Origin of the sequence: Prevotella scopos JCM 17725 (assembly GCF_018127785.1) — a bacterium.
Taxonomy (GTDB): Bacteria; Bacteroidota; Bacteroidia; order Bacteroidales; family Bacteroidaceae; genus Prevotella; species Prevotella scopos.
In genome coordinates, this window is the sequence record NZ_CP072389.1 from 624881 (window position 1) to 649993 (window position 25113).

13 protein-coding genes are annotated in these 25113 nt (G+C 39.1%); 7 read left to right on the forward strand and 6 right to left on the reverse strand.

The window, feature by feature from the left end; translation table 11 throughout:
* Nucleotides 1–17: 17 nt before the first annotated feature.
* The 3 genes from J4856_RS02335 to J4856_RS02345 form a co-directional block, all read right to left on the reverse strand.
* A complete protein-coding gene (locus tag J4856_RS02335) occupies nucleotides 18–443 on the reverse strand; it encodes a hypothetical protein (RefSeq protein WP_065368049.1) in 426 nt (141 codons plus the stop codon).
* Complete coding sequence (locus J4856_RS02340; RefSeq protein WP_025837249.1) at nucleotides 440–1960, reverse strand: Y-family DNA polymerase; 1521 nt, start codon at nucleotides 1958–1960, stop codon at nucleotides 440–442. The genes J4856_RS02335 and J4856_RS02340 overlap by 4 nt, the downstream gene beginning before the upstream one ends.
* 181 nt (nucleotides 1961–2141) lie before the next feature.
* Nucleotides 2142–2534: a hypothetical protein gene (locus J4856_RS02345; RefSeq protein ID WP_025837247.1), complete on the reverse strand. Its 393-nt coding sequence runs from the start codon at nucleotides 2532–2534 to the stop codon at nucleotides 2142–2144.
* 179 nt (nucleotides 2535–2713) lie between these two features.
* Between J4856_RS02345 and lepA the strand changes: the two genes are divergently transcribed.
* Both lepA and J4856_RS02355 read left to right on the forward strand, forming a co-directional pair.
* Nucleotides 2714–4495, forward strand: coding sequence for a translation elongation factor 4 (gene lepA, locus J4856_RS02350; protein ID WP_065368050.1), 1782 nt, complete (start codon nucleotides 2714–2716; stop codon nucleotides 4493–4495).
* Between the two features lie 28 nt (nucleotides 4496–4523).
* Nucleotides 4524–5123 (forward strand): Crp/Fnr family transcriptional regulator, encoded by a 600-nt coding sequence (locus tag J4856_RS02355; RefSeq protein ID WP_025837245.1) that lies wholly within the window; start codon nucleotides 4524–4526, stop codon nucleotides 5121–5123.
* A gap of 191 nt (nucleotides 5124–5314) precedes the next feature.
* On the opposite strand, the gene J4856_RS02360 is transcribed toward J4856_RS02355, so the two are convergent.
* Entirely contained in the window at nucleotides 5315–7333 is a 2019-nt protein-coding gene (locus J4856_RS02360) for a TonB-dependent receptor plug domain-containing protein (RefSeq protein WP_025837243.1), read from the reverse strand.
* Between the two features lie 1067 nt (nucleotides 7334–8400).
* Between J4856_RS02360 and J4856_RS02365 the strand changes: the two genes are divergently transcribed.
* The 5 genes from J4856_RS02365 (at nucleotide 8401) to J4856_RS02385 (ending at nucleotide 16288) form a co-directional block, all read left to right on the forward strand.
* Entirely contained in the window at nucleotides 8401–11109 is a 2709-nt protein-coding gene (locus J4856_RS02365) for an endonuclease MutS2 (RefSeq protein ID WP_025837241.1), read from the forward strand.
* Between the two features lie 134 nt (nucleotides 11110–11243).
* Nucleotides 11244–13337 carry a PorE family type IX secretion system protein gene (gene porE, locus J4856_RS02370; protein WP_025837239.1) on the forward strand — a complete coding sequence of 698 codons (2094 nt, stop codon included), beginning with the start codon at nucleotides 11244–11246 and terminating at the stop codon, nucleotides 13335–13337.
* 5 nt (nucleotides 13338–13342) lie between these two features.
* Nucleotides 13343–14746, forward strand: coding sequence for a methyltransferase RsmF C-terminal domain-like protein (locus tag J4856_RS02375; RefSeq protein ID WP_025837237.1), 1404 nt, complete (start codon nucleotides 13343–13345; stop codon nucleotides 14744–14746).
* A gap of 65 nt (nucleotides 14747–14811) precedes the next feature.
* Nucleotides 14812–15606, forward strand: coding sequence for a thymidylate synthase (locus J4856_RS02380; protein WP_065368051.1), 795 nt, complete (start codon nucleotides 14812–14814; stop codon nucleotides 15604–15606).
* Nucleotides 15607–15802: 196 nt separating this feature from the next.
* Nucleotides 15803–16288: a dihydrofolate reductase gene (locus tag J4856_RS02385; protein ID WP_025837235.1), complete on the forward strand. Its 486-nt coding sequence runs from the start codon at nucleotides 15803–15805 to the stop codon at nucleotides 16286–16288.
* Nucleotides 16289–16955: 667 nt separating this feature from the next.
* Here the strand turns inward: J4856_RS02385 and tamL are convergent.
* Together tamL and J4856_RS02395 are read right to left on the reverse strand one after the other, a co-directional pair.
* Nucleotides 16956–19379: a translocation and assembly module lipoprotein TamL gene (tamL, locus tag J4856_RS02390; protein ID WP_025837233.1), complete on the reverse strand. Its 2424-nt coding sequence runs from the start codon at nucleotides 19377–19379 to the stop codon at nucleotides 16956–16958.
* Nucleotides 19366–24498 carry a translocation/assembly module TamB domain-containing protein gene (locus tag J4856_RS02395; RefSeq protein WP_234967162.1) on the reverse strand — a complete coding sequence of 1711 codons (5133 nt, stop codon included), beginning with the start codon at nucleotides 24496–24498 and terminating at the stop codon, nucleotides 19366–19368. The genes tamL and J4856_RS02395 overlap by 14 nt, the downstream gene beginning before the upstream one ends.
* Between the last annotated feature and the right edge of the window lie 615 nt (nucleotides 24499–25113).

Genomic DNA, 25113 nt, shown 5'->3' on the forward strand with positions numbered 1-25113 from the left:
ATAGCTACTAAAAATAACTAAGGTTTATTTATAGAAAAGACCTCACCATCCAAACTTATAATATAATCTATGGGGATCTTCTTCCCATCACGCAACAAAATAATATGTTCATTAGCTCTAATATCTTTCAGAACACCTGCAACAGTAACATAACATCCACCTCGTTTATGGTTGTCTGGTTGGAAATAAGTGATTGATATAATCGGCTCTTCATCTAAGTGATTACAAAGAATAGAGAGCTTTTGGTCCATCAGTTGCCTGATGTCTTCCATTATCTCTATTTTTGAACTTGTCTGTCGGGCAGTTTCTACTATTGCCTCTTCATATCCCGCGAGCGCCGCAAAAGGTGCAAATTGTGCTGCTCGATTATAAAGACTCATTTGAGGATGACGCTTGGACACATGATGTGGGAGGTGAATGATATCATCATAATAATCTGTCATGCCTTATGTCCTCCTATCTGTTTGTTACGTTCTTTTGCAGTTGCACCCTCTTCAAAATTTAAGCCACGTAGCAGTGAGTTCTTGCCAAACCGATTTTTGATATTGATAATCGTTTCTTGTATCTTACGTTCACGTGTTAACGCTGCATCTTCGTCTTGCTTTTCTTTCTTGATAGCTTCATAATCTGTGAACATATCGAGTTCCATAGGGATGGAAGTCTGATGCTTCATTTGCTCCTCACTTATGACATGATTGGTTGATATATATAGTCTTCTGACCAATAATTGCTTATCAACAATATCATCATAAAGAGCGAGAATAGCTTCACTTATCAATCGAGACGAGGAAGTAAAGCGATGAAGGTTTGCTGTTCCATGGGCACTTTTAGGTACCTTTCTACCATACCAGTCAATGGACACTGGTCCTGTATAATTTATTCTTGCTTTCGAAGTAAGACTCGTACGATCATATCCAACAGACAAAACGAGTTGATCTGCAACACAACGTTTCTCAACCAAGTCTAGTGCGATAGCATCAGCCATTTCTTGCACAACAACTCTTGCCTTACGAAAGCTATATGCTTCTTGCAGAACCTGACCATTACTCATCGAACTATGTTCGGGTCGATATGCCTTTACCATCTCCATGGTACAAGGTTCCCAACCCCAAGCATGGTCTATAAGCAGTTCTGCATTGACGCCAAAAAGTTTATAAAGAAGTTCCTCTTGATGGATAGAGCAGCGAGCTATTTTTCCCATCGTGTCTATACCATAAGCGTAAAGACGCTGTGCGATACCCTTCCCTACACGCCAAAAGTCGGTGAGTGGACGATGATCCCAGAGTTTCTCACGATAACTTTGCGCATCTAATTCAGCTATTCGCACACCTTCTTTATCAGCAGGAATATGCTTTGCAACAATATCCATTGCCACCTTACATAGATACATATTTGTACCAATGCCTGCAGTGGCTGTGATACCCGTTTCACGTAAGACTTCACGAATCATCTTCATTGCTAAATCATGTGCAGTCATCCGATAGCTAGAAAGATAAGAGGTGGCATCAATAAAAACCTCGTCTATCGAATAAACGTGTATATCCTCTGGGGCAATATACCTTAAATAGATATTGTAAATCTTCGCACTGTGCTTGATATAATGCGACATACGTGGCATAGCTGTCACATAATCAACAGCCCAGTCCGGATGCTGTTCAAGTTCTTTAGCATGGTAAGATTTTCCTGTAAGCTGTTGCCCAACTTTAGTGCTACGTTCTTCATTAACTTCTTTCAAACGTTGTATTACCTCAAACAAACGTGCTCGTCCAGGAATACCATAAGCCTTTAGAGATGGCGAAACCGCAAGGCAGATCGTTTTCTCGGTTCGCTCCACATCCGCTACAACCAAGTTCGTTGTCATCGGGTCAAGTCCACGTTCTACACACTCCACACTTGCATAGAACGATTTAAGGTCTATGGCAATGTAAGTTCTGGGAGTTGTATTGCTGGATGTCAACATTTTAAAGCTGCGTAAACGTGAGAAAAAAAATAAAGGAGTACGATTTCAAATAAGTATTAAGAAAAAACGATCCGACTAAATGAGAAGGAAAGAAGTTAAGACATAACACTCTCGTTAAGAAAAAGTAAAGTCACGTCTCAATTCTCATAACTCTCTTCCTTGTTTCCTGCATCTATCTCCTTTAGTAATCCTTCTTTGTATAGGTTTCGTCCAACAACACCTTTGAAGAATTTTTACCTGAACGATAAGTATATCTAAAGTTAAAGCCAGCATCCTTATATCCCTTCGTACCAGCATCAGCCTTCAACGCTTCTTGCAATGCTTTTTTCAACTCCAATCTCTTAGAGTTAACAGCTTGCTCATTGTCAGCATTTCCGACAAGTGTGTAATAGTAATGAATTGTACGAGAGGAAGGTTCAAAAACCATACTATCCATTCTTGTGTCATTAACCACTGGTGTAGGGCATTTCTTTTCTGTATAATCTTTACATTCTTGTGCTGCTCTATCATCCAAACTCTTGCGACAAGCTGAGAGAGAGAGAAGCAGTATGCCTGCATAAAGTAATTGTTTCATTTTCTTTTTGATTATAATTGATTTGATTTGAGAATGGCATAAAAAGATACCTCTTTTTGTCTTATCCTTAACCATATATCCGTTGCAAAGATAAGAAAAAATAGATAAATTCTTATTTTAACATTATTAATTCTCAAAATTTATGACTATATTTGCATATTAGAAATATAGACAAAGCAATGAATCATATAAGAAATTTCTGCATTATAGCTCATATTGACCATGGTAAATCTACCTTGGCAGATCGTCTTCTCGAATATACTCAGACGATTAAGATTACTGGTGGGCAGATGCTCGACGATATGGATTTGGAGCGTGAACGTGGTATAACGATTAAAAGTCATGCTATCCAGATGGAGTACACATTGGATAAGGAGAAATATATCCTTAATCTTATCGATACTCCAGGACACGTTGACTTCTCATACGAGGTGTCACGAAGCATTGCTGCATGTGAAGGTGCACTGCTTATTGTAGATGCAACACAAGGTGTTCAAGCACAGACAATCTCAAACCTCTATATGGCAATTGATCATAATTTGGAGATTATTCCTGTTATCAACAAGATTGATATGCCAAACGCAATGCCTGAAGAGGTAGAAGACGAGATTGTTGATCTTATTGGATGTGACCCAAAAGATATAATCCGAGCAAGTGGTAAGACGGGCGAAGGTGTACCAGATATTCTTGAAGCAATCATTAAGCGCATTCCTGCACCAACAGGTGATGTCAAAGCACCTTTACAAGCCTTGATTTTTGACTCTATTTTCAATTCCTTCCGTGGTATTATCACGCTTTGTAAGGTTGAGAATGGCGTCATCAAAAAGGGAGATAAGGTTAAGTTTGTACAGACTGGCATGGAATACATTGCTGATGAAGTTGGCGTATTAAAGATGGAAATGGTACCTACTCAACAACTTTCTACGGGCGAAGTTGGATATATCATCTCTGGTATCAAGAATGCCACTGAGGTCAAGGTGGGTGATACCGTCACACATGTTGTCAATCCCTGCAAGCATGCTATAGAAGGATTCCAAGAAGTAAAACCAATGGTCTTTGCTGGTGTTTACCCTATCGACCCGAATGACTATGAAGGATTGCGTGCTTCTTTGGAGAAACTGCAGTTGAATGATGCCTCACTAACCTTCCAACCAGAGAGTTCACAAGCTCTTGGTTTCGGTTTCCGTTGTGGTTTTTTGGGTTTGCTTCACATGGAGATTATTCAGGAACGTTTGGATCGTGAGTTCAACATGGATGTTATCACAACCGTACCTAACGTTAGCTACATGGTCTATGACAAGCAAGGAAACAAAAAAGAGGTTCATAATCCATCAGGTCTTCCGGATCAGACTATGATTGACCATATTGAAGAACCATATATAAAAGCTTCTATCATTACCTCTAGCGAGTATATAGGTCCTATTATGACGCTATGTCTTGATAAACGAGGTGAACTTGTTAGTCAGAACTATGTGAGTGGAAACCGTTTAGAACTTATCTTTATGATACCATTAGGTGAGATTGTGATAGACTTCTATGACAAGCTAAAGAGTATCTCCAAAGGCTATGCATCATTTGATTATCATATTGATTCATTCCGCCCATCAAAGTTAGCAAAACTGGATATCCTGTTGAATGGAGAACCTGTTGATGCACTTTCAACGTTGACACACGAAAGCAATGCTGTTGTATTTGGAAGAAAAATATGCGAGAAACTAAAAGACTTGATACCAAGACAGCAGTTTGACATTGCGATTCAGGCAGCTATCGGTGCAAAGATTGTAGCACGCGAGACAGTTAAACAGGTACGTAAGGACGTGACAGCCAAGTGTTATGGTGGTGACATCAGTCGTAAACGTAAACTTCTTGAAAAGCAGAAGAAAGGTAAGAAACGTATGAAACAAGTTGGAAACGTACAAGTTCCACAGAAAGCATTCCTTGCCGTTTTGAAATTAGATTAACATCAAAGAGTATAGAAAGGATTGGACAATGAAAGATTTGGCAAACAACGCAAGAGATATAGCACGTGAATTGGCACGTAAATATAGTACTATGACCCATGATGAGTTAGATGTACTCGAAAGTATCCTCGTGCCAATGAAATTCGCTAAAGGACAGATGATTCTCAGTGAGGGAGAGGTCTGCAAACACGTTTATTATATAGAAAGAGGTCTTATTCGCCAATTCTATTTCAAGAATGGTAAGCAGATTACTGAACACTTAGGAGAAGACAGAAGTATCTTTATGTGTATTGAAAGTCTTTTCCGCGAAGAACCTACTAAGCTACAGGTTGAGGCTTTGGAGCCGACATGGATTTATGCCCTGCCTAAACATAAGTTGGAACAGGTGGCACTTCATAATGTGAACATTCAAATTCTCTATCGAAAGATTTTGGAAGAGAGTCTTATCACATCACAAGTACATGCTGACTTAGTTCGCTTTGAGACGGCACAGGCTCGTTATAAGAGAATGTGTAAACTCAGTCCACAGGTCATTTTACGTGCACCACTGGTTTATATTGCCAGTTATCTTCAAATGACACCAGAAACATTGAGCCGTGTTCGTTCATCAACATTGCTTGATGATTAATCAGACATTATAACTTGTAAAGAGTATATTGGGTTAGAGGAGTTAAATCATTGCCTATTGTTTGCACAGTAAAGTGTATATTAAATGTAGATGGTAATTGATTAACTCCTCTAATTTCGTTTTTATTATTGCCCTCTTATATAGATGAATAGAAGCAAGAATAATCTTTTATCCTACAAAATTACCCTATCCTACTTCCTTAAACCTCCCGCATAGCGAATAATTCTACCCTCACTTGTTATACCCTCTATAATAAGACGATAGTTCAAACCATATTCTGTAGGTAGAAGTAAACGGAATGACTTACCTCGTAATGATGGCAACCAAACAGGTGTATGTGTATTAGGTGTGTAACGATGCGGAATCTGATAGCCCAATGTTGTAAATGTCTTCGTATTTGTTAGTGGAACTGAAGGAGTTTTGAAATCTCCTTTCTTCGTTGTTATAGAAATAACACCCATACCGCCAATTGTTCCCCAGATAACTGTAGAACCGCCCTTAAAGACATCTACTCGCTCAACATCAGCCATTTGAATATTATCTAAATCAAAATTGTTATCGACAAAGATACCATCAATGGCGATTGCTGCAGGACGTTTGCCATTTATTGTCACACCGCCTCGCACATAGCATTTACCAAACTCAACTGTGACACTTGGTACTCGACGCAACAGTTCATGTAAACAAGTAGCTCCTATGCTTTCTATGTCACGCAATCCAAATGAGAAATCAGCATTACGAGCGTACGCATCTGAACGAGAGGAATAACTTGGTTGGTGACTAAAAACGTTCACTTCTTCCATTTGAATACTTCCCTTTGGTAGATTCACTGTTGCATCTACTCGTATAGTATCATTACCTATCCATTCAAATGGAGGAAGTTGACCTTTATACGATGGAAAATCCTCTTCGTCTAACAATAACTTCACCCATGACTTCCCTGCTTTTGTAAATGCATTCAAAACGTACTGCGTTCCTTCAGGGAAATCGAGTCCTTCAAATGAAAATCGTCCATAAACATCGGTTTTTGTTACAGCATAGAAGCCTTTATCAGGTGAAATGAGATTTACAACACCTTCTTTGATTGGCTTATGACCAATCAAAGTCTCAACTCGTCCTCGAATCACAGCTGACTTCTCAACACCTATCTTCCCTTTCTTACATTCCCCTTTAATCACATCTGTCATTCTGTATCGAGTCCAATGACAGCTGTCAAGTAACTGTTCTGTTTTATTATTTAAAAGCACAGACACTGGTTCTTCAGGACAATCTGCCACATCCATATCATATAATAAATGAGAAAGAATGGATGAGTTTACATCTGAACTACTTGCCCCAGCATACTCTATGCGTACTGAAACATCCATTGTTTCATCCTCTCGCAGACTGTCAGACTTGATAAAACAAGAAATCTGTCCTTTATTTACTTGATCATCTTCAAAACATTCTACTGAAATCGGACATTGTTCTTTCTCTGGATATAAAAATTTCAGCTTTTCTTCTATAGTATTCAAATTGGCATCAAGAAGCTGAAAAGAATAAACACCCCCTTGTGAAAGACTATCATAATTCAAAATAACATCCTTTTCTCTACTTATTTTTCCAAAGTATATTGGAATGGAACGACAGTGTATTAACAGCAAATAATCGGTGTTGATTGCATTTTTATTATCATTAACCTTAACTCTAACATTATTCTCTAATCTATTGATATCTAATAAAGAGTAAGTATTGTTATTTATATCGTCTAAAGAGTTCCTATACTTATTAGACTGCAACTTACCTTGCCCACCTATGAAGATACTTTTTAGACTTTCATATTGGCTTACATTTAGCATATTTTTCGTATAACTACGTAACACATAACGCCCTTTTGCTACTCCTTCTGGAATATCAATATACCCAACGAAACCTTGATCACTTCGTATCAAACGCACTCTCTTCACTACTAGGCGTTCAGTATTAAGGAGTTCTACATACACATAACGACTGATACTATCTGACTGATGCACTACAGCATTTACCAGAAATACACGCAAATGGATTCGTTGACCTGCTTGATAATTTTCTGCATCTGTGAATATGTATGTTTTCTCCTGCGGAAATAATTGTACCTGTCGAAGTATTCGGCTCAACAATACATTGTTTGTCTGGGCAAACAATGATGCTTGAAAGCATACCAATAATATAACGAATAGTAGTTTTCTCATATAGACAGGTGTCAATGAATGAGTTTTCATAATAAGTGCTTTGTAATAGGAACAAATCTTTGTAGAGTATAATGCAAACTTACACAAAAAACTTAAATTATACGACTTTAAAAGAGAAAAACATACATGAACTTTAAAAAATCATGAAAGTACTTGTTTATAATTGAAGAACCATGCGCATTTAGGAGACAACGAAAGTTGTAAATAAGAATATTTAAGTATAAAGTACACCTGAAAGGATTTATTAAAAGAGTCAATTTGTAAAAATAAATACAATGTTTATTGGCTCTATAACGAATCGTGTGGGTAATTCGTTATAGAGTCTAAAAACATTGTCAAAAACTAAACACAACTCCAAATTGATCTTAGTTTTAATACGCTTGACACACATTAAATCACTACCCTTCCATATACAGCAATGGTGTTAATCCTTCGCACATGTGGTGCATACCATCCGCACCATAAGTGCTAAGCATCCGCACCACATGTGCTAAGCACCCGCACCAAACCGGTGGAATACCAATACACAACCCACACGATTCGTTATAGAACCTGTTATTTTTTTATATATGCTTATTGAGGTTCTTGTTAACGCCTAGCTAGCTTGTAAAAGGTGCCCTTCAAGGACCTTACTAAGACCCTTTTACAGCCTAACTAAGCACCTTTAACTGCACGAGTTTATCGCTCATTGGTAATCTGCTGATTACAAACATTAAATTCATAGCTAACAAACAGCATTTTTAACAATAATTTCCTGGCACTTTTATAAAGTCATTTCGCAACCCATGCAAGGTATTTATTATCTTTAGATCTAATAAGAACAGCAAATATACTCGATTATTTTATTACTTTTAGGTTGTCTCTTCCTGCTGAGCAGGCAGGTAAAACTTTGATTTAATATCATCTTAAAAGGTTCTGCACTTATGCTACACATATTACAGAAACATTTCGTAAATTTGCAGTTCAGTAGGCAGTATCAAAGATCTAATGATAATGATTTTGAAGTTATAAGATGGTAACGATTCAAAGCAATTGCCTATAAATAACACATTGAGAAGAAAAGGAAAATGATATATCCCAAGAATTTTGAACAAAAGATTGGTTTCACGGAGGTGCGTTCACTTTTAAGAGCACGCTGCCTATCAACATTAGGAAAAGAGCGAATAGATGCGATGAACTTTTCGACTGATGCCGTACAGGTGAATACCTGGATGGAAGAGATTAGAGAATTTCGCAAGATACAAGAGGGACAAGACGACTTTCCATTAGATAACTTCTTTGATGTACGTGAAAGTGTTGCACGTATTCGCTTGGAAGGAACTCACATGGAAGTAGATGAACTCTTTGATTTGAAACGCTCCTTAGAAACAATCATTGCTATAGTAAACTTTCTAAGCCGTGGAGAAGAAACTGATCAGGGTGAAATACGCCACTACTACCCTGCTCTTTATAACCTTGCAGATGGTATTGCTACCTTTCCATTACTCGTTCAACGCATTTCACAGATTATTGATAAATTCGGTAAGATGCGTGACAATGCTTCTCCTGAACTGCTTCAGATACGTCGTGAACTTGCACGCATTGAGGGAAGTATCTCACGCACACTGTATGGTATCTTACGAGCTGCACAGGGAGAAGGACTTGTCGAAAAGGATGTCACACCTACATTGCGTGATGGTCGTTTGGTTATTCCTGTTGCACCAGGCTTAAAACGTAAAATTTCAGGTATCGTACATGATGAAAGTGCTACAGGAAGAACGGTTTATATAGAACCATCTGAAGTTGTTGAAGCAAATAACAAGATTCGTGAACTCGAGAACGAGGAGCGAAGAGAGATGATTCGAATACTCACAGACTTTGCGAAAAAGGTACGTCCTAACGTACGTGAGATTCTTGACTCTTATAATCTTATGGCAGCTGTGGACTTCATTCGTGCCAAAGCTGAACTTGCTCGACTTTTCAAAGGATTTGAACCAAAAGTATCAGAAGAACCTCATATAGATTGGATAAGAGCCATCCATCCCTTACTTCAAATATCTTTAGAAAGAAAGAATAATAAACTAACAAGTTCCTCATTATCTGTAGATAATATAGAAACCAATAAAGTTTCAATTGAAGCTAACAATATACAAGAAGACAACACGATTTTAGAAGAGGAAAACGAGACGCGCAACATACCATCAAGTATTGTCCCTCTCGATATCCAACTGACGAAAGACAAACATCTACTTATTATCTCTGGTCCAAATGCCGGTGGTAAATCAGTGTGTCTGAAGACGGTTGGCCTTCTTCAGTATATGCTTCAGTGTGGTCTCTCTATCCCTATTGGCGACCGCTCTATAACAGGTATCTTTACTGATATTATGATAGATATTGGTGACGAACAGAGTATTGAGAACGACCTTAGTACCTACTCTTCTCATCTGATGAATATGAAGATTATGATGCGTCGTGCATCAAATCGTACGCTTATTCTTATTGATGAGTTCGGAACAGGGACGGAACCACAGATTGGTGGAGCTATTGCTGAGTCAGTCTTGCGTCAGTTTTGGAAGAAACATGCGTGGGCTGTTATCACAACCCACTACCAAAATCTTAAGCATTTTGCAGAAGAACATCCAGGAACAGTTAATGGTGCGATGCTTTATGATCGTCATAAAATGCGTCCACTATTCCAATTGGCTATTGGAAGACCAGGTAGCTCATTTGCTATTGAGATTGCTCGAAAAACAGGAATACCAGAAGAAGTAATTCGTGATGCTGCAGAGATTGTTGGTTCTGATTATATTCAGAGTGACAAATACTTACAAGATATTGTTAGAGACAAGCGTTATTGGGAAAGTAAACGTCAAACCATCCATAGTCACGAGAAAGAATTGGAGAAACGTATCAATCAATATGAAAAAGATATCGCTGCTTTAGAGAAAAGCCGAAAGGAGATTCTCAATCGTGCCAAGACACAGGCAGAAGAGATTATCAAGGAGAGCAATCGTAGAATAGAAAACGCCATCCGAGAAATCAGAGAGAAGCAGGCTGAGAAAGAAGAGACCAAGCGTATCCGTCAGGAATTGGCAACGTATGAAGCTGGATTGTTGGATGGAAGTAAGACTCATAAAGCTGAAACATCTAATAAAAAGAAAATTAAAAGTAGCGGTTTACTCTCTGATGACGATTTTCAGAAAAAGGTTGACAAAATTAAGAGTCGAAAGGAACGTCACGAACAACATTTGAAAGAAAAAGCTGGTAAACAACAAGCAGCAGCCGAAGCTTTGAAGAATGCTGTACGAAAGCAGCAAGGTAGTGGCGTTATTATGGTGGGTGATTCAGTACGAATAAAAGGTCTTACGACGGTAGGTAAGGTAGAATTGATAGAAGGAAAGCAGGCAAATGTTATCTTTGGAGGAATGAGAACAAAGATGGCTGTTAGTCGTTTGGAGCACGTTGATACAGCTACTATTCAATCTGAACAGAAGCAATTCCAAGCATATAACTATAGTCGTGAAACCCGCGAGACCATTGACAAACACCGCAATCAATTCCGTCAGGAATTGGATGTACGCGGTATGAGAGCAGATGAAGCCTTGAACCAAGTGCAATATTTCATAGATGATGCTATCCTTGTCGGAGCAAGTCAGGTACGCATTCTCCACGGAAAAGGCAATGGTATCCTTCGTCAGCTTATCCGACAGTACCTTGGTAGTGTTCCTAATGTCAAAAGCTATCGTGACGAACACGTACAGTTTGGTGGTGCAGGAATTACAGTAGTCGAACTGTGATTTCGATGACTAAGTTGACAAGTTGCAAGTTTACGAGTTGACACAAGTTGACAAGTTGACGAGTTAAGTGTATTTAGGAAGAGAAGATAAAACTCAAAAGCAATAAATTAATAGTGCTGACGTTAGAATAAAAAATGGACAACCTAAGACTTTTACACAAACTTTGCAGACAGAAACAGCACCTTCTGTTAGCAGTTGGCTTCATAATGATGCTGACTGCATGCGGTGTAGATAGAAATATAAAGAAAGGTGAGAAACACCTTTCCTTGGGCGAGTATTTTGACGCTGCTAACCAATTTAAGACTGCTTATCAGCGCACATCACCCAAGGACAGACGTCAACGTGGTGAGTTGTCGTTGAAGATGGCTGAATGCTACGAGCGCATCTCCGCTTCTCAACGTGCTATTGCAGCCTATAGGAATGTAATCCGTTATAAGTTGGATAATGCTGAGACACATAAGCATTTAGCTAGCAATCTGATGAAGGAAGGTAGCTATACTGAAGCTGTTAAAGAGTATCGCATCGCACTTGATTCAATGCCAAACAATCAACTTATCTCCGAAGAACTACAAGCCGCATCAATAGCGGCTGGCTTGAAAGAACGTGGCTCGAAGTATATTGTGAAGCGCATGGACGTGTTTAACTCACGTCGCCAGGATTATTCACCGATGCTTTATGGTGATAAGCACGAACAACTTTATTTTACTTCAACACGCAATGAAGCAAAAGGTGATGAACTGAGTGGCATCACCGGAGCAAAAGCTGGTGACATTTTCCTTAGTGAAAAGGATGATAAAGGTAAGTGGAGTACACCCAAGTCAATTGAATCTGCATTGAACACAGAAGCAGACGAGGGTACACCTGCATTCTCAGTAGATGGTCGAGAAATGTATATCACACAATGTTTAACTGACCCCAGCAACCCTCGATACGCACAGATAGCTATTAGCAATCGCTCGGATGCAAACTGGGGAAAGGCAACGAAATTGGAAATCAGTCGCGATACCCTATCAAGTTTTGCACATCCTGCAGTCTCTCCGGACGGCAATTGGCTTTATTTCACCAGTGATATGCCCGGAGGAAAAGGTGGTCTTGACATCTGGCGTGTACGTCTGACAGGCGGTACGACAGGTGGTGTTGAAAACCTCGGAGAGCCTATTAACACTCCTGGAGACGAAGAATTCCCTACGTTCCGTCCGAATGGAGACCTTTATTTCTCAAGTAACGGACATGGTGGTCTGGGGGGACTTGACATCTTTATAGCTAAGGTTGGTAATAATCACCGATATCATTTGGAACATCCTGGATACCCTCTTAACTCTCAAGGTGACGACTTCGGTATGACTTTCGAAGGTATTCACAATCGTGGTTTCTTCTCTTCAAATCGAGGAGACGGGCGTGGTTGGGACCATATTTATAGTTTCGAACTTCCTGAAGTCATTCAGACCGTTAAAGGATGGGTCTATGAAATGGATGGCTATGAATTGCCTGCAGCACAGGTATTCATGGTGGGTGACGATGGTACGAATAAGAAACTGGCTGTCAAAGGTGATGGCTCTTTTGAACAAGAGGTACGTCCTGGCGTTAATTATATCTTCCTTGCAACATGTAATGGTTATCTGAACCATAAGGAAGAAGTTAAGATTTCTCCTACAGAAGAGTCTAAAGAACATACGCTACAGTTTGCCTTGGCTGGAATAAATGTACCTGTATTGATAGACAACATCTTCTATGATTTTGACAAAGCAACACTTCGTCCAGAATCAGAGAAGGCTTTAGACAAACTCGTTCAGCTTCTTAGAGAAAATTCTAATATAACCATAGAACTTTCTGCGCACACAGATTATCTTGGTTCTGCTGATTATAACAAAGGACTTTCACAGCGCCGTGCGGATGCAGTAGTAGCCTATCTTACTGCACATGGTATCGATAAAGAACGTCTTACTCCTGTGGGATATGGCAAAGAGCGTCCAAAGAAGATTCGTAAGAAGCTTACTGAGAAATACCTTTGGCTAAAGGAAAATGATGTCCTTACTGAAGATTTCATCAAAAAACTCGACAAGGAGAAGCAAGAGATAGCCAATCAGTTGAACCGACGAACAGAGTTTACAGTCCTTCGTACTACCTATGGTATGTTTGATGAGAAGGGAAACCTGAAACAACAGCCTAAACCCAAGAAGAAAGAAAACTCCGATGATGATGGAATGATAATCATTGACATGCCCTAAGCAATATGATAAAATATAATAGCCAACCAGATCAAGTAACAGAATCTCCTTGTTCATCAATCCAAGATAAACAAGGTATAAAATATGTAGAAGAAGTGGAGAAAAGACTTCCTCTTGTTTTTACTAACTATACACGTGACCTGTTTGGAGATGACCTTTATCAGACTTTTCTAAAAGGGATGGATGAAACATCACCTATTAGTATTCGTCTGAATCCTTTTAAGGTAGCGGAGTCAACTCATAAGGTCAACCCTATGCTCCATCCTCAGCTCATCCCTTGGTGTGAAGAAGGCTATTGGTTGGACACAAGACCAAACTTTACGTTTGACCCACTTCTCCATGCTGGCGCTTATTATGTGCAAGAAGCATCTTCAATGTTTCTTTCTTATGTATTGCATCAGTGGGTAAATGAGCCTGTTATGGCCCTCGATCTTTGTGCTGCTCCAGGCGGGAAAACAACCTGTGCACGTACATCCTTACCTGCAGGTTCCTTCCTATTATCCAACGAACCAATAGGAAAACGAGCACAGATTTTAGCAGAGAATGTTCAAAAATTTGGTCATGAGGATATTCTTGTTACAAACAACTATCCACGTGATTATAAGAAAACAAAGCTTCGTTTTGATGTGATTATTGCTGATGTACCTTGTTCTGGTGAAGGAATGTTCCGCAAAGACCCATCCTCTATAGAAGAATGGAGCCCACAGAACGTTGAAAATTGCTGGCAATTACAACGAAACATCATTGCTGATATATGGGACAATCTGAAGCCTGGAGGCATTCTTATTTATTCAACTTGCACATTCAACGCTCATGAAGATGAAGAGAATATTGCATGGATCATCAATGAGTATGATGCCGAACTACTTTCTGTTCCTACTGAAGAAGCATGGAACGTTACAGGCTCTCTCATCGATAATCCATTGAAAGATTGCAGAGACTTCCCTGTCTATCGTTTCATTCCTGGCAAGACCCGTGGTGAAGGTTTGTTTATGGCTATCATTCGTAAGCGTGGAGAAGACGAAGCCCTTAATAAAAAGACGACAATCGACATCAATAAAGCTATCACAGAAGCTCGCAAACATCTTCATGTCCTTTCACATGGCGTAAAAGAAGGTACGCAAAAAGGTAAGAATATAATTCCAGACCATACGTTGGCACTCTCCTTTTCAGCTGACAAGTCTGCTTATCCTTCAGTGGATGTTGATTACCCAACAGCCATCTCTTATCTTCGCCATGAAGCTATCGTATTATCCCCAGAAGTCCCACGAGGCATTGTTTTGCTTACCTATAAAGACTATCCAATAGGTTTTGCCAAGAATCTTGGGAATCGAGCTAACAACCTCTATCCACAAGAATGGCGTATAAAAAGTACACATATACCCGACGAACCTTTGGTTCTGTTATAAGGTAAATGAATTTAAGACGATATACAAGATTTCCCAATAGTTCTCACAGAAATAATTAAACAATTATGCAACAATATTTGGACCTCCTCAACCGCATCCTTACAGAAGGAACACAGAAAGGTGATAGAACTGGAACTGGAACATTATCCATTTTTGGTCATCAGATGCGCTTTGACTTGCGCAATGGCTTTCCACTATTGACAACCAAAAAACTTCATTTGAAGAGTATCATTTATGAGTTACTATGGTTCTTGCGTGGTGACACAAACGTAAGATACCTACAAGAACATGGCGTAAGAATATGGAACGAATGGGCTGATGAGAATGGTGAGCTTGGCCCTGTATATGGTCATCAGTGGCGTTCATGGCCTGATTATAAAGGAGGTACTATCGATCAGATTAAGAATGTCGTGGATATGATTAAGCATAATCCTGATTCACGTCGCATGTTAGTTACAGCATGGAATCCTGCTGAAGTAGATGATATGGCTCTCCCACCCTGTCATTGTCTTTTCCAATTCTATGTTGCTAATGGACGATTATCATTGCAACTCTATCAACGTTCAGCCGATAGTTTCCTTGGTGTACCTTTTAACATCGCTTCATACGCTCTTCTGCTTCAAATGATGGCACAGGTCACTGGACTTGAAGCGGGTGAGTTCATCCATACAACAGGTGATACCCACCTCTATCTGAATCATGTTGAGCAGGCTAAACTTCAGCTTACACGTGAACCACGTCCACTGCCTAGAATGAAGATTAACCCTGATGTGAAAGATATATTTGACTTCAAATACGAAGACTTTGAACTGATAGATTACAATCCACTGCCACATATTCCGGGTATAGTAGCAGTGTAAAAACTCCCCCTACTCCTCCAGAAGAGGGGGTTGTGCAAATAGTAAGTTATAGAGTTGAGTTTTCCTATTTGCCTAATCATTGATGATTGATTCAATAATATAATTAAAGAATAATATTCCCCTCTATCGAACGAACGTCCTATAGGCAATCTTGTTCTTTCTATAAGAATCGGGAAAGATAATATAACAACACGTTATGGAAATAAACATCATTGCAGCAGTAGCAGAAAATCGTGCCATTGGTTATAAGAATGATATGGTCTATTTCATTAGTGAAGACCTAAAACGATTTAAACAGTTTACAACGGGAAACACCGTAATCATGGGCCGTAAAACATTCTATTCACTACCTAAAGGTGCTCTACCCAACCGAAGGAACATCGTACTTAGTAGGACAGAAACAGACTTCCCTGGCTGCGATGTTTATACTTCGCTTGAAGAAGCACTCAAACATTTAGGTGCAGAGGAAAAAGCATTCATCATTGGCGGAGCGAGTCTTTACAAAGAAGCACTAGACATGGCTGATCATCTTTACCTTACAGAGATACATGCTATTCCCCCACATGCTGATGTCTTCTTCCCCGAGTACAACGATGGAACATGGGGTGTAGAATCATGCGAAAGCCGACCTGCAACTGATGATAACCCTGCATACAGCTTTGTAAACTATGTGAGGAAGTAAACCTCGTCATTTTCTACCCTCTTTTATCCATAAAGAGAATAATACGCTCGATTGAAAACAGGTGGAAAAGTACACCAAAAGCTAATTACTGAAAATCCTCCCGAAAGTCAGGATTATAAATATTCTCAAACAGAAAGGATATAATCACATAAAATCAAAGAATAGTTTTGTTGGTTCTATAACGAATCGTGTGGGTTGTGTGTTGATATCCCATCGGTTTGGTGCGGGTGCTCAGCACATGTGGTGCGGGTGCTTAGCACTAATGGTGCGGATGGTATGCACCACATGTGCGAAGGATTAACACCATTGCTGTATATGGAAGGGTAGTGATTTAATGTGCATCAAGAGTATTAAAACTAAGGTCAATTTGAAGTTGTGTTTAGTTTTTTTTGACAATATTTTTAGGCCCTATAACGAATTACCCACACGATTCGTTATAGAGCCGTTTTGTTTTGAATTGCTGTCATTTTTAACATTTCATGCATCTTACTGTATTACAACAAGTTGAAAGACTAAAAAGAATGACAGGAGAGTACAAATGGAACAGTACCTGCACTGGCAACAAAATAAAAATAGGAAATCAATCTCAGTTCTACTGTTCATGACTAATTACGATTCAGCCCCATTAATAGATTTAATGGGATTGAATCGTTGGTCAGAAAAGCGTTTAGAATGGTAATCCTATAGCTAAATGAAAGGCTTGAGCATCCTTGAACTTAGATATATTATAGAATCCTGTCTTACCAGTTTCATAAGGAACATGCAAACCAACACCCCAATCTAAACGTATCATGAAATATCCTATGTCGTAACGAAGTCCGACACCTGTACCAAGTGCCATCTCCTTTAAAAGGTTCTTAAACTTAAAATACCCTTCTGGTCGTCCGGTATCATAGTGCATTGTCCATACATTACCAGCATCTAGGAAAACTGCTCCATAGAGCGACCCCATTAGGTGAGGTCTATATTCAAGATTTAACTGAAGCTTTATGTCACCTGTTTGCTCAACGTAAGAACGACGTAGTTGTGTAGAACGATAACATCCTGGACCAATCTGACGTGCATTAAAAGCACGAATACTATTGGCTCCTCCAACGTAGAATTGTTCTGTGTAAGGTGCAAATCTACTGTTTCCGTAGGCCCAAAGTGTACCTAAATTGGCATGCGCAGCTATACCACTTTTATCGCCAAACCCCCAGACCTTTGTAAAATTAGCATCAACCTTAACAAATTGTGCGTATGGATTCTTAAAGAGTTTCTTATCCTTTTCACTCCAAGATTTGCCAAAGGCCGCATAACCTGCTGAAAGAATGTTTGATGCCTCGCTAACATTTACCCAAAAATTGACAGGGCTCTTATAATGAGATGGACTCATGAAGTTATATTGAAAAACCATCTTGGGAATGAATTGGTTTGCCAATGAAGCTTCAAGATAAGGTATACTATCCATGAGCTGACGAAAACGATCAGTCACCTTTTGCATATATTCGTAGGTCAGTGTCAATGGTGAGAATGAATAGCTATTTCGTTCGTTAGGTTGCCATTGATAGTTTAGTTCACCTGACACAACATGACGCTTAAAATACTTAGTTCGGTTCAGCACATCAAAAGACGCTTTCAGCGTAGTAGAAGGTGTAGTGTAATAAGCGCGAGGAGTCTTCGGCTTATAAACTAGCCCCTTCTCAGCTGCCGCAGCAATCTTTCTCTCTTCGCGGTCCCATCGTTTTCTTGGAGGTGTGACAAAAGGATTAACAAGACGAGGGAACTGCAGACTTGCTTCAGCACCATACTCGTAATTATTTATTCCACGATGATTGTTACCATTATCATCAGTACTTGATGACCATTCGTAAGATCCATGCAGACGTAAGTTAAACTTTTCTCCACCACGTAATGCGTTGCGTTTTGTTAAACCAATGATTGCCTCTGGACCATATCGCCCACTTGTTTTCCCTTTTCCGTAGGCTTCAATATAAAAGTCATAAGGTTTATCAAACAAACAATTGACTTTCATATTCAGAACATTACAGGTATCCGTCGTATCCGAAGGGGTGAATGTGAATGTTGTTGCAGAGAAGACACCACTATTATTCAACTGTTGCTGGGTATTCTCAAATCGTTCTTGGCTATAAATTGTGCCAGGCCATATCTTCAAACTATTAGCAATTGCACGAAGACGGTATGGCATGCGTGAACCATTGTAATTCATAATAATATCACGAAAACGCCTCTGTTGATGAAGAGAATCCATCACCTGACGTTGTAAGTTAAAGGTTATATTCCCAATATACCATTTCCTTAAGGCTTTCGCATTTACCGAGTCAGCCAACTGGAGACGCATGGAAGCTGAGCCGTAAACTTTCGTTGTATCAGCAAGATAACTTGCATCATTATTCTGATAATAATAGTAACCATTGTTATGAAAGAGCTCTGTTATTCGCTTACGTTCTTGTTCAAGTGTTGCAACATCAAAGGCTTCTCCTTTGTGAATAATTGCGTCTTTAAGGTTGTCATTTATCAAACTATCTGCTACTGGTGGAAAGTTCGTGTATTGTATGCTATCAAGCACCCACATTCGTCCCATATTAACAGCATATTGCAAGCGCATCTTCTTTGGATTTTTCTGCGCAAGTTTCTCGTAGCTTATCTTTCCATTGAAATAACCTCGTTTATGCAAGAGATTCTCGCCCACTGTGACTCTTAAATCTGGGGTCGTTGAACTCATTAAGACTGGTGCAGAACCAAATGCGCGCACCAACCAACGACTCAAACCTGTTGTATCTTGTGAAAAAGCATTCCATATCCATAAACCGATTGGGAAGGGAGAACGTACACTTGGGCTACCCAACCAAGCAGCATTTGGCTTGGTAGCAAGAACTAGGTCTAACTCTTCTTTTACAGCATCAAAATGCTTATTTGGCTGAAAGTTATCATACTTTGTTTCGTCCATTCCCGTGTACAAAAATTCTCCATCAGGAATTGCAGAAGTTGTACTACATGCGACAAAAATAAAAAAAACGCTCACAAAACATAATAGTTTCATGATTCTTTTTCTACTCATCGTGGTTATATTATTCTTATTTCTTCTCATTAACGAAATTAATTAAAGAGTCACGTTTTGGCTTAACAGACTTTGGCATTACAATAGGAGAATCATCCTTTGAGCGGAATATGTCCTTAAAATGACGTAACTTGCGTCTCCACATAAAACCAGCTCCAAACTCACCTACATTACCTTCGAGCCAATCGTATGCTTCACGTTCATAATAGAGTTTCAAATATTTCGTTTCTTTTTGATTCAAACGATATTCAAGTGAGAAATTATCAAAGTATGCACCATTCTCTTCAGAGAATTGTGAACCCGTTGACACACGCCCACCCATAATGATGCGTAGTCGGTTATTCCACAAACGTTTTGAGAACTTGAAGGTGTAATCGGTGTGTAAGTTTCCGTTCACATCGGCTGCACTTTCCATATTCGCAGTCAAGTCAAGTCCCATCGAATTGAGAGCCTTACCTGTGATAGAGTTGACCTGCTTCTGTAAGAAGCCTGCTAACGCTCCACTCATTGCAGTATTTGCACTCGCTGAGTTCTCACCATCAAAGTACATTCCTGATGCCAACATCGTCACTGCAAGTTTTGAACGTTCCTCCACACCCTTCGTGTTTAAAACATTCTGCATCTCTTGATCATCTGGCGCAGTGATAATAAACTGAACCCCAGGTTTAGGGAACTGTTTGGTAAGGCTTACACCACATTCAAAGTCAACAATCCTTCCTTCGCCCGAACTACTTGACACACTCGTCCTGACATTCTCAGTAGCAGTAATATTAAGTGTTGGCTTCATCGGATCACCTGTAAACTCAATATAGCTACCATCCTTTATGTTAAAGGTACGAAGTGGAATAACTGGCAGAGAGTATTTCATTTTTCCTTCATTCAACGTATATCTACCACGTACCTGCACACTATTCGTTGGATCATAGTTAAGAAGTAGATTTCCTCCACCCATGAAGTCGATATAATTCGATTGATCTGCATTTAATGCGCAGAACAAATGAGCTTGCTCATCTATATCAACATTGAGTGCCATTGTTAAACCTGTAATATCGGGACGTTTAACAACGACATTAGCAGAAGAGTCATTGAAGTTGGTGAATTGAACAAGGTCATTCAGATTATTATCCGTAACCAAAGTACCATCTCTCACCACATAGGTTACATCAGTATTTCCTAAGACATCAAGGTTACCTGTCAACTGCAAATTATTTAACGCTCCGCTAATACGTCCCATTATGTCAACGAAAGCCTTTCCATAAACTTCTGAACGTGCATTCTTCTTTGAATCGATAATCTGGAAATTCTTTGCTTTCATTTGAGCATCGAGTTTCATCTTATCAAAATTAGAGAAGTCTAGTTCTCCGGAAATATCGAGTGGTGAACCATTACTTGCGAAAAGTTCAAAGTTCTCAAACTGGATACGACTATTGTGTATTTGTACTGGATCATCAGCAAATCGCATCTTTATACCATAAGGTAGGCTGACTAAGTAACATGAATCAAGATAAACCTCACCATTTATATCAAGATTCTTCAATGAACCTTTCATTGATAGTTTACCTTCACCAACACCGTCAAGTCCAACAATTTGGTCAGGGACAAACCCATTCACATAATTCAATGGGAAACGTTTCATCTCCAAGGTAGCATCTAAATCTCCACCCCCTTCATTCTTATAGGTTCCTGATAGCACACCAACTTCTTTGCCATCTTGGGTAATAATGGCATCAACATAATGAGAGCCATCTCCTTTTGGCATATAAACAAACTGTGTACCGACGTCGCCCATAGGACTATTCTCATAAACGAGTTTTTTGATTGTCATATCGCTTGAAATCATAAGCTCCTTCTTAGTCTGAACAAGGTGATAGTCACCATCCAACCTACCTGACATCTTAGGTGCAAAAGGTAACACAGCAAACAAACTGCCCAACTCAAAATGATTCATTGATAAAGTCACGTTCTGTAAAGATGTCGTATCTTCATCTTCGGTTGAGACGAGCATACCAGTTCCATCTGCAGCTTCAAGACGAAGATCAGCTGACAAACGACGGTCTCGTCCAATATAGATGTAGTTGGAATCGTTAACCGCGAATGACTTGTATCCTAATATGGACTGTGGAGAGGTAATGGAAAGCTGTATTCCTCTTCCCTTCATGGCAGCTTGTACAGCCAGATCGAAACCTTTATTTCCCTTATTATCAAGAATTGTAGCATGTGTCTGCAAACCATGCTCATAGAGAACTCCTTGTAAATTACCATGATATGGATAAGAATTATCAGGATTGTTTGCAACTGATAACTTATAATTCAGTTGTCCATTAAAGCTTGTAAGATCAGCTCTGAGACTGTCAAGACGAATATCATCATATACTAAAGAGTCAACACTAATATATCCATCAAGTCCTTTTTCAGGGGACGATGTCAAGTTTATGTCAGCCTGACTAAAGGCATAACCATCTTGTTTTAATAAATTAAAAAGCAAATTATTACGTCCACTGCGCAATGTAAAATGCCCTGTTGGTAACTGACGTAATATTGCAGGCTGGTCAATACGACGATTTTTAAGTTGGTCACGTATTGTTTTATAGATTCTCTTTCCGTTTTCAGCCAATTGGTTCACACTACTATTGAAGGCAGTGCTTAAATGAAAATCTCCACCATCTACAGAGGCATGTACAGCATCGCGTTTGCTCATAAGATCAAGACTTACATCGCCTGGCGTATAAATGTTATTTTGATCTGCGATACGAACGTTTCCTAACAGACCACGTACATTGAGGTTATCTTTGCCAGACATAGCAAATGAAGTGTTTGCTGTAAAACTACATGTCATTGCTTTATCTACGATACCTAACTGATAAAGGTCAACATGTGGGAATACACCATTTACTGTACCTCCAATCTGATCACCTCGCATTGTTGCATCAAGATTGAAATTACCTTCAGCTAATGGAACTCTCTTTCCCTTACGCAGTTCGCTCAATAATAGATGGCCTATATTTCCGCTAACCGCATAATATTTTTTCATATCTGAACGAAGTGTTATATCGCCATTAGCAGAAGTTATATAATGCTTATCCATCAATCCTAAAGCCTGCAAATCAGCCTCGGATAAATGACCTTTCAAATGAGAATCAAGACTATTAGCATGTACATCAGCACGTACGTCAAAGTTGCCAGCAGCAAGAAGGTGACTACTCTTACTGCCCTCTTGCTGAAAACGGAAAGAACGGAGTGGGCCACTCACATAATAACTATTCTTCATATCTGAACGTACATCAAGATCTGCCCATGTAGAGACCACATATCTTTTCTTTATAATACCCATTGCATGCAGATCGACACGATGTAACCATCCACGGATGTGTCCATCAACAAGTTTACTGTTCACTCTACCTTTATAAGTAAAGTTACCACCTAATATGCGGTTCTGACTGTTTACATGAGCAGACAATAGTTCACCATGTTTTGAAACATCACCATTCAAACCATCGAGTACATACTTACCATAGCTGAATTTACGAATACGAAGGCTGAGATTTGTTGATGATTTTGGATTCAAGAAATCAGTTCCTCGCCCTTGAGTTTTGATAGTTCCTGTGAAGGCAGACAGTCTCATGGTTGGTAAAAAACGATGAACAGGGAAAGCCTTTGCATCGGCTGTAAGACGATAAAGTTCTGTTGATGTATTGTAAGCACCATTCAGACGGATACGTCCACCACCTTGCGTCAGTTGTATGTTACCAGCATAAAGGCTTTTTCTCACATGGACATACCCTTTCACACCTATAGCCTTCGGGAAGGCAATCGTCTTACGTACATTGCGTGGCAATAACTTGGAAACAAAACTTAAGTTGTTAGCTGTCCCTTTTAGCTTCAAATCGCTACGAAGATGACCTGAACCAGCCATCATATCCCCTATCCATCCTGTTCCTGTAAGGTCAAAATAACCTGGCATAGCCAAACGAAGCTGTTTGAAAGAGACTGAACGAAGATTACCATCTAACTTACCATTTACAATAAGTCGTTGACTTGGAATCGTGTGATAAATATTCTTAGGAACAGAAGTTAAGAATGGACGTAAGTCTTCAAGTTGTAGAAAACCATCTAATTGCGTAGCTATCTGTCCTGGATTATTATCTGCAAAAGCATTCATATCCATCCGAAAACGTCCTGATAGTTCTGTACCAGGCAGACAGAAATATAAATTAGGTAGATTGATACTTGTAGAATCCATAAAGAAAGGTCCACGGAAATCCTTCACAACCAGTCCACTTCGTTCTTTCATATTGGCTGTTCGAACATTCAAATAGATTTTAGGAGCTGCATATTGAAAAGAATCTACGCCAAGATTAACATCATGCATGGCAATATGGGCAGCATCAAAACCAGAACTTGCATGTCGTACATAGTTTTTATCATAATTAAAGTCGCCTCCTTGCCAATCTAAATTTGCCACTCTGTAGATATTGTCGTGTAGTAATAGCTCAGTACCATTAGCCATAGCCTTCTTAAAGTTAGCACGAACGCTCATTGTATCTCCAGGCATGTGAAGGCGGAAATCTGTTTTTGTAAGATTAAGTTTATCAATATTGATACGCCACAATGGTTTTTGTTTATTAGGATCATCGGGGACGGTATCACCCAATGCAATATCTATCCATCCGCCTTCAATATCTGCTTTGTTTACACGAATAGAATCGCCAACAAGGTTAACCGCATGACTTACAATATGCAAACGTTGCAAATCACCACGAACACGAAGGTCACCGATAAAGTTTACCGTATTTGCTTTTAGTTTTGTAAATGTCAGCTCATTTACTTCTACCCTACTTTTAAGCAATGGCAATAAGTCAACATTTGCCACTAAACGATGTACGTCTGCCACCGTATCTTTCTTATTAGGAATAGAATCATTCGGACGAAGCATCTTCAGACCATCTAACTGAAGATCTAATGGAAAAGAAAGATTGATCCTTTTAATGCTTACTTCCATTCCTGTTTTATCAGAAACATAGGCTGCCACACGTTTTACAGCCCAATTTTGAACGGGTGGACAATATAGTAAAGCAACAAGGATAAGAAACAGAATGACTGGTGTTGCAACAATAGCAATCAGCCATTTCAAGCTCCTTTTCATGTTCATTATGTTAATCATTGACAGCTTTCTCAAAATATATCCTTACTTGGGTAGGATTAATACGTTAGTAAACTTAAATAATTAACTGCAAAGTAACACAAAAAAAATGGAATAGAAGAGTTTAGTAAGGTAAAAAAGCAAAAAGAGAATGGGATAAAATAAGGTTCTCTTATTTATTGTCTAATAGCCTTTCGTATCGCTTTAATAGAAAAACAGAAATTAGATATAAAACAAACACATAGCCAATATTGTTAACTAATTATTTTCCCTATATCTTCCTATACTAAAAACCAATTCATTATTATACCCCAAAAGTACAGATGAAGGGATGATATAATATTTACAAAACGCTATAATAAACACATATAAATAATGATAAAAATACTGCTAAAAAGAAAGTCTGCAACCAACAGTAAATCAACTGGTTATAAATATGTATTTTAAAAGGTGCTTAATTAGACTTCAAAAGGGCGTTAGTAACATGCTTAAAGGGCATCTTTTGTAAGTCAATTGGACGTCTTTAAGAAGCTAAAAGAGCGTATGTTATTTTTGAAGAGTACGAAAATAGTTTACAAACACTGCGTAGCTTGACGTCCGAAAAAATAAATGAATGTAAGACTG

Coding starts and splice junctions, on each gene's coding strand:
- J4856_RS02335 (WP_065368049.1), bottom strand. CDS start 443: ATGACAGATTATTATGATGATATCATTCACCTCCCACATCATGTGTCC.
- J4856_RS02340 (WP_025837249.1), bottom strand. CDS start 1,960: ATGTTGACATCCAGCAATACAACTCCCAGAACTTACATTGCCATAGAC.
- J4856_RS02345 (WP_025837247.1), bottom strand. CDS start 2,534: ATGAAACAATTACTTTATGCAGGCATACTGCTTCTCTCTCTCTCAGCT.
- lepA (WP_065368050.1), top strand. CDS start 2,714: ATGAATCATATAAGAAATTTCTGCATTATAGCTCATATTGACCATGGT.
- J4856_RS02355 (WP_025837245.1), top strand. CDS start 4,524: ATGAAAGATTTGGCAAACAACGCAAGAGATATAGCACGTGAATTGGCA.
- J4856_RS02360 (WP_025837243.1), bottom strand. CDS start 7,333: ATGAGAAAACTACTATTCGTTATATTATTGGTATGCTTTCAAGCATCA.
- J4856_RS02365 (WP_025837241.1), top strand. CDS start 8,401: ATGATATATCCCAAGAATTTTGAACAAAAGATTGGTTTCACGGAGGTG.
- porE (WP_025837239.1), top strand. CDS start 11,244: ATGGACAACCTAAGACTTTTACACAAACTTTGCAGACAGAAACAGCAC.
- J4856_RS02375 (WP_025837237.1), top strand. CDS start 13,343: ATGATAAAATATAATAGCCAACCAGATCAAGTAACAGAATCTCCTTGT.
- J4856_RS02380 (WP_065368051.1), top strand. CDS start 14,812: ATGCAACAATATTTGGACCTCCTCAACCGCATCCTTACAGAAGGAACA.
- J4856_RS02385 (WP_025837235.1), top strand. CDS start 15,803: ATGGAAATAAACATCATTGCAGCAGTAGCAGAAAATCGTGCCATTGGT.
- tamL (WP_025837233.1), bottom strand. CDS start 19,379: ATGAGAAGAAATAAGAATAATATAACCACGATGAGTAGAAAAAGAATC.
- J4856_RS02395 (WP_234967162.1), bottom strand. CDS start 24,498: ATGAACATGAAAAGGAGCTTGAAATGGCTGATTGCTATTGTTGCAACA.